At 44.4% G+C, this 13,500-nt stretch carries 11 protein-coding genes; 9 read left to right on the top strand and 2 right to left on the bottom strand.

Features of this window, described 5'->3' with window-relative positions:
• Positions 1–2 precede the first annotated feature (2 nt).
• Complete coding sequence (locus tag HCZ42_RS03585; RefSeq protein ID WP_167419382.1) at positions 3–650, top strand: glutathione S-transferase family protein; 648 nt, start codon at positions 3–5, stop codon at positions 648–650.
• 45 nt (positions 651–695) lie between these two features.
• Here the strand turns inward: HCZ42_RS03585 and HCZ42_RS03580 are convergent, their stop codons facing one another.
• Positions 696–1,439, bottom strand: a complete 744-nt coding sequence (locus tag HCZ42_RS03580; protein ID WP_167419381.1) for a TetR/AcrR family transcriptional regulator — start codon at positions 1,437–1,439, stop codon at positions 696–698.
• 1,068 nt (positions 1,440–2,507) lie between these two features.
• Here HCZ42_RS03580 and HCZ42_RS03575 point away from each other — a divergent pair.
• The 8 genes from HCZ42_RS03575 (at position 2,508) to HCZ42_RS03540 (ending at position 12,747) form a co-directional block, all read left to right on the top strand.
• On the top strand, positions 2,508–3,248 hold the full coding sequence (locus HCZ42_RS03575) for an SDR family oxidoreductase (protein WP_167419380.1): 741 nt from the start codon (positions 2,508–2,510) through the stop codon (positions 3,246–3,248).
• 11 nt (positions 3,249–3,259) lie between these two features.
• The gene (locus tag HCZ42_RS03570) at positions 3,260–4,468 is read left to right on the top strand and encodes an acetyl-CoA C-acetyltransferase (protein ID WP_167419379.1); all 1,209 of its coding nucleotides are present in this window, start codon (positions 3,260–3,262) and stop codon (positions 4,466–4,468) included.
• A 53-nt stretch (positions 4,469–4,521) separates the two neighbouring features.
• On the top strand, positions 4,522–4,869 hold the full coding sequence (locus tag HCZ42_RS03565) for a phasin family protein (RefSeq protein WP_053407750.1): 348 nt from the start codon (positions 4,522–4,524) through the stop codon (positions 4,867–4,869).
• 55 nt (positions 4,870–4,924) lie between these two features.
• Positions 4,925–6,700 (top strand): class I poly(R)-hydroxyalkanoic acid synthase, encoded by a 1,776-nt coding sequence (gene phaC, locus HCZ42_RS03560; protein ID WP_167419378.1) that lies wholly within the window; start codon positions 4,925–4,927, stop codon positions 6,698–6,700.
• A gap of 186 nt (positions 6,701–6,886) precedes the next feature.
• Entirely contained in the window at positions 6,887–7,774 is an 888-nt protein-coding gene (locus tag HCZ42_RS03555) for a winged helix-turn-helix domain-containing protein (RefSeq protein WP_167419377.1), read from the top strand.
• A complete protein-coding gene (locus HCZ42_RS03550) occupies positions 7,764–8,282 on the top strand; it encodes a regulatory protein ToxS (protein ID WP_167419376.1) in 519 nt (172 codons plus the stop codon). The genes HCZ42_RS03555 and HCZ42_RS03550 overlap by 11 nt, the downstream gene beginning before the upstream one ends.
• A gap of 326 nt (positions 8,283–8,608) precedes the next feature.
• Entirely contained in the window at positions 8,609–9,706 is a 1,098-nt protein-coding gene (locus HCZ42_RS03545) for an efflux RND transporter periplasmic adaptor subunit (protein WP_167419375.1), read from the top strand.
• Positions 9,706–12,747, top strand: a complete 3,042-nt coding sequence (locus tag HCZ42_RS03540; protein WP_167419374.1) for an efflux RND transporter permease subunit — start codon at positions 9,706–9,708, stop codon at positions 12,745–12,747. Before HCZ42_RS03545 ends, HCZ42_RS03540 begins: the two co-directional genes overlap by 1 nt.
• Before the next feature lie 66 nt (positions 12,748–12,813).
• On the opposite strand, the gene HCZ42_RS03535 is transcribed toward HCZ42_RS03540, so the two are convergent.
• Entirely contained in the window at positions 12,814–13,449 is a 636-nt protein-coding gene (locus HCZ42_RS03535; RefSeq protein ID WP_217702280.1) for a TetR/AcrR family transcriptional regulator, read from the bottom strand.
• Positions 13,450–13,500 lie beyond the last annotated feature (51 nt).

The raw sequence follows: 13,500 nt of genomic DNA, 5'->3' as shown, positions 1-13,500 counted from the left end.
TAATGAAACTATACCTCAACGATACTTCACCATTTTCTCGAGTTGTACTTGCTGCCGCCAGCCTAGTTGAAGATCTGTCTATTGAGTTGGTTTGGGTTGACCCGTGGCAATCCCCACCAAACCTAACACGTGCAAACCCTTTCTCAATAATCCCGGTGTTGCAGTTGACAGACGGTACACCGTTGCTTGAGAGCCTATGTATATGTCAGCATCTCATCAACCGTTTCAAGCCGCTTGGGCTGAACGATATAGACTATGCGCACACTCGCGAAGTCCAAGTCTTAGGTATCGCAAAAACACTGATGGACGTCGGTTTTAGAACCGTTGCGTTAGGTCGATTTACAGATGGTGATAATGAATTGATTGAACGTGGGCGTCATTGTGTGGGTGAATGCTTGCAACGATTGGAGAAGCAACTTAAGCATGAGCTCAAGTCTATAGCGACAAAACCAACCCTTGCGACTTTGTATCTGCATGCTGCACTCGACTATATCGTGTTTAGGCATAGTGAGGCGTTTCAGCTGCACGCTAGAGAAAACACAGCGACGTTTCTCGTTGAATCACCATTTAGACAAGTGCTTGATAGCATCACTCCAGAGCGATTAGTGAGTAAGCCTACTTTTGAGCATATTAAAAAAGCAGCGCTGTAACCCAGCACTGCTTTTTATTCACGTATAAACTAGGGCTTCATCTGGTCAAATGTGATCGCTACCACTGCGCTCGGTATCAATTTCTGGCTCATACTCATAGGCGTAAACCAGATCAGAGACTTTGCTTGGTTGCAAAATTTCTTCTTGCGGGATGTTGAACCTGAAAACCATAATACGGTTGAAAATACTCCAGTGCTTCAATAGGCATTCTTCATGGTCGGTGGTGATATCACTCCACGTTTCAATCATAAATGGTGTTAGGCTGGCAGCGCCATGTGCAAACATCATCATTTGCCATTTTATTTCCCACACATTCACAGGTGTTTGCGGGTTCGCAGTGTTGTACTCATCCGCAATGCCATTGATGATCTGTTCAATTTCACCTGTATTATCAATGAAATAATCAAATAAGGCATCTTCTTGACGAACTGCGTCAGCGATAAGTTGAATTGGCTGTTTATAAGTGAGCATGTGTGCGAGAAGGCGAACAGCAAATATGTACAACTTAACGTTTGCAGGAGAATCAGCAGGGATGCGCTCTATAACAGTAAGGAGGTATCCTGCCATGTACTTATGTAAACCATCACTGATGGCGTGCCAGATTTTCTCTTTGCTACCGAAATGGTGTCTGAGTAGGCTATGCGATACACCGACCTTATCACTGATGTTACGAAGAGAAACACGCTCATAGCCAAGCTCACAAAAGAGCTCGGTTGCAACACGCATTATCTCGCATTTTGTCTGCTCAGCGCTTTTCGCACTGCGACGACCTTGTTTCTTTTCTATCATTTTTTCTATCAATTACTCGCGACCGCGGTATTTCTACCAGATATAAACGAAAGTTTCATCTTTATCGTTGGCAATAGAGTTAGCATACCAAAATTTTTACTGCACATTCGGTAAATAAACATTGATGTCACAGATGATTTAACCAGTTTTGTGATGTAGAAGTACAAAAAGTAGGGAATTAACGTGTTTCAGATTAGTTGCTGCTTTTCTATGGAAGTCGATCGATTCAAGTATGTCCGCAGCGTATGACATATTTAGCAGGGAGCACTTGTGATTCTCTTCTCTACCCTGATTACTCATTTTAGCGCTTTGGCCAGTGACTTTCGAGCGATTAAGTATTGATGGGATAAATTTCCCGATGGTTAAGTGACGGATCAAGAGTGACAAAATCAGATAAATCTTAGGTTGTGGGTAAGAAAAGTAGTAAACACTACAAAATATGCCGTTACCGCACAATGTTCAATAGTTGTTGTGATAGTTACCAATCAATATTTTGTATATAGATGGAATTCTAGGTTTAAATATTTAACTAAAAATTATTGATATTATACTTTTGTCTATATCTATGTAGGTAAATAAGTTGTTTAAACTTAAGTGAGTTGTCTTTAAATAAGAAATGACGAAAATGTCTTTCTTTAGGTGAAATATACAAAAGTATTAATAGAACAATACCATTTTATCATCGCAATAAAATGTTAAATAATTATTAAAACTTGCCGCATGAAAACCGGTTAAATATCATGAAATCAATGAAAATGGATTGAAATTCAATAAAATCAATATCTTAATGTTTGGTGGTAAAGTTGCCTATCTGTGGTTTTGTAGGTAATACAATAGCTTATGCATGTTTAACAAGTAGGTAACATTTCATCGCATGTGAGACTTTGCTCAACATTATGTATTTAAGTTGAAATAGTATTTGAACTGTAACAAATAGAGTTTAGCTTTATTTAGTAAGGAAAGGGTTGATGCCCCAAGCAAAAAAATATTAATGAATTTGTCTGCATTTTATATTGATGCGGATGTTTTAACTTGAATTAATAATTGCTGTTAGAATGGAGTCTATTAATGAAAAAACTCGCTTTGATCACGGGATCAAAAGGCGGAATTGGTTCTGCAATCTCTTCTCAATTAGTCGCCGATGGCTATCGTGTTATCGCTACTTATTATACTGGCAACCTTCAATGCGCTTTAGATTGGTTTAACGAAAAAGGCTTTACGGAAGAACAAGTTAGACTATTCGAGCTTGATGTAACTGATACGGAACAATGTGCTCAGCGTTTGGAACAGTTGCTGAAGGATGAAGGTACGATTGATGTCGTGGTTAACAACGCTGGAATTACTCGCGACGGCGTATTCAAAAAGATGACAGCCCAAGCTTGGAAAGACGTCATCGAAACAAACCTCAATAGCCTTTTTAATGTGACTCAACCGCTTTTCGCTGCAATGTGTGAAAAAGGTAGCGGGCGAATCGTCAACATTTCTTCAGTTAACGGATTGAAAGGTCAGTTTGGTCAGACAAACTACTCCGCCGCCAAAGCGGGCATGATTGGCTTTTCAAAAGCTCTAGCAGCGGAAGGTGCTCGTAGCGGTGTAACGGTTAACGTTGTTGCACCGGGGTACACAGGCACGCCAATGGTTGAGCAGATGAAACCTGAAGTTCTCGAATCCATTAAAGCTCAAATCCCAATGAAACGTCTTGCGACACCAGAAGAAATTGCTAAGTCAGTTTCGTTTTTGGTGAGTGAAGCAGGCGCATATATCACTGGTGAAACGCTGTCCGTGAACGGCGGCTTATACATGCATTAAGGATTTGAACCATGGAAAAAGTATACATTGTTGCAGCTAAACGCACTCCAATCGGCGCATTCGGCGGCACATTAAAAGATATCTCAGCCGGCGAACTCGGTGCAGTCGCTATCAAAGCGGCACTAGAGCAAAGTGCGGTAAAGCCAGAACTTATTGACGAAGTGATCGTTGGTAATGTTGTGGGAGCAGCTCAAGGAATGGGGATTGGTCGTCAAGCCGCCATCTTTGCTGGCGTACCAGAAAGTGTCCCAGCGTACACGCTAAATATGGTGTGTGGCAGCGGTATGAAAACTGTGATGGATGCTGTTAGTCACATCCGATCTGGTGATGCGTCAGTGGTTGTTGCTGCGGGTGTCGAAGTGATGTCGCAGATTCCATTTACTGTTTCTAGTGCAGTTCGTGATGGTCACAAAATGGGCAACATGAACTTAACGGACCTGTTGATCAACGACGGCCTAACCGATGTGTTTAACCAGTATCACATGGGTGTGACGGCGGAAAATGTCGCTCGTGAAGTCGGTATTTCTCGTGAGCAGCAAGATGACTACGCACTGGCAAGCCAGATGAAAGCGGTAGCAGCAATCGAAGCAGGTAAATTCGAACAGGAAATTGTTCCTGTCGAAGTGAAAAAGCGCAAAGAAACGATTGTTTTTGATACCGACGAATATCCAAAAGCGAACGCTACCTTAAGTGCTCTGCAGAAACTGCGTCCGGCTTTTGACCGTGAAGGTTCTGTTACAGCGGGCAATGCCTCGGGAATCAATGATGGTGCGAGTGCAATTGTCGTGGCGAGCGAGTCTGCGGTAGAACAGTACGGTTTAACGCCAATTGCTGAAATTGTCAGCTACGCGCAATCAGGTTTGGATCCAAAACTCATGGGATTAGGGCCTGTTGAGGCGGTAACACGCGCTTTGGACAAAGCAGAGCTAACAGCCAGTGATATTGACGTTTATGAGCTAAACGAAGCATTCGCGGCGCAAGCGCTTGGGGTTATTCACTGTTTAGCAGACGAACACAACGTACCGGTTTCTTCAATCTTGGATAAAGCCAACGTCAATGGCGGCGCTATTGCGTTAGGGCATCCTCTAGGTGCATCCGGTAACCGAATCTTAGTTTCACTTATTCACGAACTTAACCGAAGCAATGGCCAGTATGGCGTAGCATCGCTTTGTGTGGGTGGTGGAATGGGCACAGCTGTTGTCATTAAATCAATCGCTTAGCGCAGTTGCTAACGTATTGTAATTTAAATGGAATTAACTTAGGAGTAATACTCATGTATACCGATTTTTTCAAAACATTCACTGACCAAACTGAAAAGAACCTAGAACCGTACCTAAAGTTCAACAAGCTAGTAACGAAAAACGTTGAAGTCTTGACTGAGCTTCAGCTAAACGCAATTCGTACTTACAGCGAAATGGGTTTAACTCAAATGAAAGCAGCGAGTGAAATCAAAGATGTGACAACGCTTACTGCATTCAACAGCCAGCAATTGGGTGTTTTGACTAAGTTGTCTCAGCAAATGTTGGATGACAGCAACAAGCTTCAATCGATTGCGAAAGAATTCAAAGACGATGTAGAGCAACTCACTACGGAAAACCTTAAGACAGTGACTCCCGCATAACACTGTGTTTACCGCCGCCGCAAGGCGGCTTTTTTCCGATTTTAGGAGTAATGCTATGTATCAAAACTTCTTTTCGGACTACCTTGTAAAGCTCCAAGAAACCAATCAGCAGTGGTGGGCAGAACTCGAGAAGAGCAGGGCAGCCGTCAATTCACCGCTGAATAAAGCGATGCAAGAAGTCAATTTTGAAGATACTGCTAAGCTATTCGAAAGTGCCGCAAATCAACCTGCGACACTATTGCAAATTCAATCCGAGTGGTGGCAACAGCAGATGCAAATCTGGCAAAACGTGGCACTGGTTGGGAATACTGCACCTGTCGTTGAGCCAGAAATTGGTGACAAACGATTCTCCAATCAAGAATGGCAGCAAGACGTCTTCTACAACTTTATTAAACAATCTTATTTGTTGTTTAGTAAAACCTACATGCAGACCATCGACAGTATTGAAGGCTTGGATGAAAAGAGTAAAGAGCGCTTGAGCTTTTTCTCTCGTCAGGCGATCAACGCGTTGTCTCCAAGTAATTTCATCGCAACGAACCCGGAGTTGTTGAAGTTAACGTTGGAGCAAAACGGTGAGAACTTATTAGCTGGATTGGAGCAGTTAAAGGCGGATCTGGAGTCAAGTGCTGACATTCTTAAGATTCGTATGACGAACAACAATGCATTCCGTGTTGGTGAAGATATCGCGAATACTGCGGGTGATGTGGTGTATCAGAACGAGTTATTCGAACTGATTCAATATCGTCCGCTCACTGAGGCTGTTAACGCGGTGCCTCTGTTGATTGTTCCGCCGTTTATCAACAAGTACTACATTCTTGATCTGCGTGAAAAGAACTCAATGGTTCGTTGGTTGCTTGAACAAGGTCATCCGGTATTTATGATGTCTTGGCGCAACCCTGGTGCGAAGCAACGTGACGTTGAGTTTGGTGACTACGTCACTGAGGGCGTCGCGAAAGCCGTTTCAGCGATTGAGTCGATCACTGGTCAAGAACAGATCAATGCTGCGGGTTATTGTATTGGTGGTACGGTCTTAGCGAGCACCATCGCTTACTACGCCGCAAAGCGAATGAAAAAGCGCATCAAGAGCGCTACCTTCTTTACTACTCTGCTTGATTTCTCTCAGCCGGGAGAGGTGGGCGCCTACATCAATGACACCATCATTAATGCGATTGAGCTGCAAAATAATCTCAAAGGTTACATGGACGGGCGTTCATTGAGCGTCACATTTAGCCTGTTGAGAGAAAACAGTCTTTACTGGAATTACTATGTCGACAACTACCTCAAGGGTAATAGTCCGGTAGATTTTGATTTACTCTACTGGAATAGCGATAGCACTAACGTATCAGCGGCATGTCATAACTTTATGTTGCGCGAGCTATACCTTGAAAACAAACTGGTTGAAGACAAAGGCGTGAAGATCGGCGGCGTGTGGATTGATCTAAATAAGATCAAGGTCCCAAGCTATTTTGTTTCTACTAAAGAAGACCATATTGCGTTATGGCAAGGTACATACCGAGGCGCATTACAAGTCGGTGGAAACAAAACTTTTGTGCTGGGTGAATCTGGTCACATCGCAGGTATTGTTAATCATCCAGCCAAAGGGAAATACGGTTATTGGGTGAATGATTCACTTGATGATAGTGCAGACGAATGGTTGTCTAATGCGAAACACAATGAAGGCTCATGGTGGACACATTGGAACCAATGGTTGCTTGGTTTTAACCCGCAAGAACAGGTTGAGCCATACAATATCGGTAATGATGACTTCCCTGTTATCGCTGCTGCGCCAGGTGAATATGTCAAACAAGTACTACCTGTTGTTGAAGATTGACCCTTGATCTTACGGCAAAGCGAAACCTTAGAGCCCCAAACCTAGTTTGGGGCTTTTTGTTTATATTGTCATTTCTTACTGATAAATCTGTATATTTCAATTAATGTAACAAGTGTTGTGTTAAATAAAAAAATTGATATACTCGCAAAATCAAAGTTCCAGTATTGGCGTAATCGTGAGGTGAGAATGGCATTATCTCTATTGAATAAAAGGAATGAATTCAAGTTTCTACTGGCGCATCGCTATGAGTTCGATGCGAAGCTGGGTACGTTGACTGACATTCTTAACGATCAAGCGGTTACTCACATGCGGAGCAATGAATCAAGGATCTTATTGGCGCTATGTATTTACAGCCACAGGGCCGCTTCACGAGATGAACTAATAGAGTTTGCTTGGCGTGACAAAGGCTTAGAGGTCGACGGGTCAAGTCTTACTCAAGCGGTGTATACGTTGAGGAAGGTACTTAGTGACTCCACTCGCTCGCCAAACTTCGTAAAGACCGTACCAAAGATAGGTTACCGCTTGGTGTGCGACGTCGACGTATTACCCTCTAACAATGAGGATAACAACATAAACGAAGCGCAAGTATTGGAAAAAATCGAACATGATCCAATGTTAGACGCGCACGATATGAAAGAAAAACTTTCAACAGTTGAGCTGCACGCTAAGCGTCAAAATGTTTCTTCTCTATTTGTCTATTGGAGGCACTGGTTAGTTGCGACGATCAGTTTATGTTTGCCAATCCTTTCTTATTCATTCTCGGACACTAGCGCGTATGACACAGCTCGTATTCAGGTCATTCAAGGTCTAACTGTCGAGCTGCAAAATGACGAACCGAAGTTAGCGAGGTGGTTAAATAACATGGATCACTGCTTTGAAGGATTCATTGGTAAGTACGCCGATTTGAATAGTTTAGACAAGGTCATCCTATCAAGTGGCTATGATAAAGAAGTTGTTCTTAACCTCATTCATCGACCACCTCACTCTGCGAAAAATCAAACATTAGCACTGTATTCGGTTGATGACGTGGACGATTCCGTTTGCCAAGACAAGGAACGTGACGGTGAAATATAAATTCGTATTTTCTATCGCCGTCTGCTCTCTTGTGCTGAGTGGCTTTTTTTGGGAAAGCAAGAACCATCGTGTAGAAAACATCATGATTGAGCGAGATTGGGAAATGAAAGTCGTCACCATTATCCCTCCTAAGTACCAAGAGAGAGCATTTGGTGACGTAAACCAAATTAGTATTAATGCCGAGCTTAGTTTCTCTGCTGATGGAACTTACCAGCGCTTAACCCGGATGCAGCTTCAATCGCATTTATCTTCAGAACAGAGCGACCTATTGATCACTGACTCGGGGATATGGAAAGTGAAAGGTGGGTATCTATTGATGTCACCGATTGATTTTCAGTCAGGAGAGCCGACAAACGACGCGTCGACTCGGAGGCAAACTGAAGTGATTAAACAGTTCTATCGTATGGAGACTCAACAAAGCCGGGAAATTCAGTTTGTTAACGAGAGAACACTCTTACTATCTGGAATCGGCTTGAGCTCGATTGTACTGACGTCCAGAAGTAGCTAGGGGGCAGGGCCCCAAAATGATCGTATTTTATCAAGTGGCTTTGTCTCGCTAATAGAGACCGCTACTGACCAACCCATAAGAATAACCGAACTTCCAGCCGGTTTTAATAACAGCGGATTTTAAACCAAATAAACATAATGTTTGTTCACATTGTTTCGAATTAAAACATAACAATTGTTATTTTAATTATGACCTAACGATTTTCGAAACCGAAAATAGGCAAAGCAACAAGTGGTGTCATAGGGACAGGGGCGTAACTGGAAGACTGTTTACTTTAATGATAGCGATCGCCGTCGCTGTAACGAAACTTTACAACAGGTACATAAATGATTAAGCGAAATGAACGGCAAGGGGTATTGATCCTTCTATTGGTATGCGGCTTAGCCGTTAGTGGATGCAAGCAACAAGAGGTAGAGGAAAAAACAACAGTAGCCAGGCCAGTGAAATTATTGACAGTGGGCGAAGACCCTGTAGACCGCGTGTTTAAATACCCCGGTAGAGTCGCAGCTGTCAAACAATCAGACATGGCTTTTGAAGTCTCAGGCCGTATTGTTGAATTTACTGCGACCGAAGGGGAGTTTGTCTATGCAGGCACCACTTTGGCTCGCTTGGAACCTGACAATTACCAAGCCCAACGTGATAGAGCGAGAGCAGAGGTGAGCGCCGCTGCAATTGACTTTCAACGCTATCAGTCCGCGTATCAACGCCACGCTGTCACGACACAACAATTGGATATCGCACGTCGAAACTTACGAGTCGCAGAGGCTGCGTTAAAGCAAGCCCAAAAAGCATTAGACGACACCGAACTCGTGGCACCGTTTGATGGCAGAGTGGCAAAAAAACTGGTGGAAGATTTTGCCAATGTTCAAGCAAAGCAAACGATCTTGATCCTGCAAAGTGAAGAGGCGTTGGAGATGAAGGTTTATGTGCCGGAAGCCGTATGGGCAAAAGAAGAGCCCGCTAAATCTATCGAAGACATTAAGCTAAAAGGCGACATCAGTGTTGAGGTGAGCGCAATTCCGGGGATGGAAATGCCCGCGATCATTACTTCGTTCACGAGCATGGCGGATCCGATTACGCGCACATTCGAAGTGACGCTCAGCTTTGCGATGCCAAAAGGCGTCAGTATCAGTCCAGGAATGACTGGACGTGCAATATACAGAGAGGCACCTAAGTCTACGTCTAGTATCGATCTTTCTATTCCAGCAAACGCGGTGCAATCGACAGCCTCCAAAACACCCATTGTGTGGGTGGTTGATCAAGAAACGCACGCTGTGAGTCAGAGAGCGGTGACACTAGGTGAAGCAAGGGAAGACAGAATCTATATTCTTGATGGCTTACAAACTGGTGAGGTTATCGCTGTATCTGGTGTGCGCGCTCTAAGGGATGGTGATTTAGTTTATCCTATGAAGGAGTACTACTAATGAACTTAGCGGCTATTGCCATCAAAAACCGAATCGTAACCTTAGTGTTCACTGCCTTGATGTTACTTGCAGGACTCAGTGCCTATTTAGATATGAGTCGCTTAGAAGACCCTGAGTTTACGATTAAGGAAGCGTTGGTTATCACTGCTTATCCTGGTGCTTCAGCGCTTGAAGTGGAGCAAGAAGTCAGCGATGAACTCGAGCAAGCAATACAACAACTTGGTCAAGTCGAGCGAGTCAACTCCAAATCTGAGCGCGGCCTATCGACCATTACAGTAAAAGTGAAAGATAGCTACGACAAGTCGACCTTGCCACAAGTGTGGGACGAACTGCGTAGAAAAATCTCGGATGCTCAAAACAACTTACCACCAGGTGCAGGCCAATCGTATGTACTGGATGACTACGGTGATGTGTACAGTGCTTTTCTCGTGGTTACCGGAGACGGTTATAGCTATGCAGAAGTAAAACGTTATGTGGACTTATTGAAGCGTGAACTGCTGCTAGTTGACGATGTTGGCAAAGTGACAACGTTTGCTGAACGTCAAGAGGCCGTGTACATAGAATTCAACCGCGACCGTATGTCTCAGCTCGGGGTTCAACCCGCGTTGATTGTCCAGCAACTGCAGAAAAAGGGAGTGGCTGTCGACGCTGGACGTGCGCGGTTGGGGAGTAGTTTTGTCTCGATTGCACCGACAGGCGGATTTGAGTCTGTGGATGATATTAAGTCGCATGTAATCAGTCTGCCAGGCGAAGAACGACAAATCTACTTGCGCGATGTCGCCGAAGTTAAGCGCGACTACGTTGATCCTGTAGCCAACGAAATTCGTTTTAACGGATTAACGGGGATTGGCTTAGGTGTGTCAACCGTGACTGGTGGGAACGTGGTGACGATGGGCGAGGCGCTGTTTGCCCGCTTGAGTGAACTAGAGAGCAAACGCCCTGTTGGGATGGAAGTAAACATCGTTTCGCTCCAGTCAGATTCAGTCCAAACAGCAATTATTGGCTTTGTCGCCAGCTTGGCTGAAGCAACCGCGATTGTTATCGCCGTTTTGCTGTTGTTTATGGGAGTGCGCAGTGGATTGTTGATTGGTTTTATACTGGTTTTAACCATTGTCGGCTCTTTTCTGTTCTTGCAACCCATTGGCGTAGCGCTTGAGCGAGTGTCGTTAGGTGCGCTAATCATTGCACTTGGCATGTTGGTCGACAACGCAATAGTGGTAGTCGATGGCGTATTGATTCGGATGCAACGAGGCAGTTCAGCAAAAGAGGCCTCGATTGATGTCGTGAAAGAATCCGCATGGCCGTTACTGGGTGCAACACTGATTGCCATTCTTGCCTTTGCAGCGATTGGTACGTCAAACGACGACACGGGTGAGTTCTGCCGATCATTATTCCAAGTTGTGTTGGTGTCACTACTGTTAAGTTGGGTAACCGCCGTTACCGTGACTCCTTTGATGTGTACCTTGTTCTTTAAGAACAATAACGCATCAAATCAAGAATCGGATCCGTATAACACTCCTTTCTACAATCGTTACAAGGGCTTCTTACTTGGCTGTATTCGCCATCGGTATTTGAGTTCTGCATCGGTGATGGGGTTGTTTGCGTTAGCGATGTGGAGCTTTACATTCGTCGAGCATAACTTTTTGCCAAGTGCGATGCGCCCGCAGTTTATGGTTGATTATTGGTTACCTCAAGGCACACATATTGATGAGACACGCCGCGACGCAAAAGCAATCGAAGACTTGCTTCTGAAACACGAAGAAGTGGAGAGTGTCACTAGTAGTATTGGGGAAGGAACACTGCGTTTTCTTTTAACGTATCAACCGGAGCAAGCCAATAGTTCCTATGTGCAGTTCATCGTAAAAGTGCACGATCAACTGGTGATCGATGAGTTGATGCCAAAAATTGAAGCCGAGCTGTCTGCAACGTTCCCAGATGCGTTGGCCTATGCTTCCCCATTTCTAATGGGGCCGGGTTCAAGCGGGAAAATTCAAGCTAGGATCAGTGGCCCAGATATTGATGAGCTAAGACGGATTGCAGCAGAAATTGAGCAGATCTATCGCGCTGAATCGAATACTAAATCGGTGCGTACCGACTGGCGCCAGCCTGTAAAAGTGATTCGTGCGGTCGTGTCCGAAGAACAAGCAAACATCAACGGCATTACTCGTCAAATGGTTGCGCAAGCCATTAAAGAAGGCTTTCAGGGTATAACTGCGGGGCTATACAGAGAGTCCGATCTGATATTGCCTATCGTCGTTCGTGATGACGAAAAACGTCGCAGTGATATTGGTAATTTATCCGACTTACAGATTTGGAGTAACGCTGCCCAAAGGATGATTCCTTTAGGGCAAGTCGTTCAATCTTATGAGACAGTGTTCGAAGATGAAATCATTCATCGCAGAAACCGAAAACGCACAATTACAGTGTTCGCCGATCCTATCGTTGGTAATGCCAGCGTATTGTTTGAAAAGATTCGCCCTAAAATCGAAGCGTTAGAGTTACCACAGGGCTATACACTAGAGTGGGGCGGTGAATATGAAGACTCAGCCAAGGCCAATGCTGGTTTGGCTGCCTCAATACCGATGTTTGTTGTAGCGATGGTGTTGATTACTATCATGATGTTCAACTCACTGCGTCAACCTCTGGTAATTTGGTTGTGCGTTCCTCTCGCTCTTATCGGCGTAACGGTTGGCTTATTGGCCTCTGGTGAGTCGTTCGGTTTTATGGCGCTGTTAGGTTTTTTGAGCTTGGCTGGAATGCTAATTAAAAACGCCATAGTGTTGGTGGAGCAAATAAATCTAGAATTACCGCTAGGCAAAAGTTTGATTACGGCAATCATAGACGCGTCTGCAAGCCGTCTTCGCCCAGTGGCAATGGCGGCACTGACAACGGCGTTAGGCATGATTCCATTAATTTTTGACGTGTTCTTCTCATCAATGGCAGTGACGATCATCGGTGGGCTACTGTTTGGCACATTGCTAATTATGGTGGTGTTGCCCGTTTTCTACGCGTTGGTATTTAACGTAAAAGAAGAGTCTTAGCTGATACTAAAAAGCTGGGCAGTTGTTGCCCAGCTTTTTAGTTTTTACGCTGTTCAGGGAGAGGTATTATTTTATCGGTTTGATGAGCGTAAGCACCGATTCTGAAAGAAGCTGAGTTCTCTCTGGACTAAATCGCTCTGGATCTAGCGGCATCATCACCATCCACCCATCTGCAAGTGCGCTCAATTGGTCTGCAATAAGCTCTGCGCTAATGTCATCTCTGATGGTTTGGTTTGCTTGCCCTCTTTCAACCAGTGCAGTCAGTACATCTTTCACTACAAGGTAGTTACGCTGAATCACTGATGCAAATGCGGGCTCTTGGCGTGCGTGGGCGAGCAACTGAACAAAAGCGAGCCACAATACTGAGTATTCAGACTCTGGCCAATTTAATAGCTTATCTAACATCGACTTGATGTCAGTGTTTTCGTCGTTTAAATTTAATGAAACATGGAAACGTCGAAACAACTCTTCAGCAACTGCGGCAATCATCTCTTCTTTGTTGGCGTAATAGTACGTCACTGTACCTGTGGTTGCTCCCATACGCTTGGCTACTTTGCGCAGTGAAACCCCAGAGTATCCTTCTTCTGCGGTTACGGCTATCGCCGCCGACAGTAGGTCTGCCTTTCTAGATTCACGATCGCCGACTGGACGTCCGCGGCCGCGCTTTACGTTTCTTTGCGGGGTATTTTCCGAAAGGCTCAAAGAGGTACTTCCTTTATTGCTCATGTGCTTGTCGAATCAGTATAAAAAACT

Source organism: Vibrio hepatarius, assembly GCF_011806575.1.
Lineage (GTDB): Bacteria > Pseudomonadota > Gammaproteobacteria > Enterobacterales > Vibrionaceae > Vibrio > Vibrio hepatarius_A.
The sequence above is the reverse complement of the archived record's forward strand: the minus strand, read 5'-3'. Positions and strand labels throughout refer to the sequence as shown.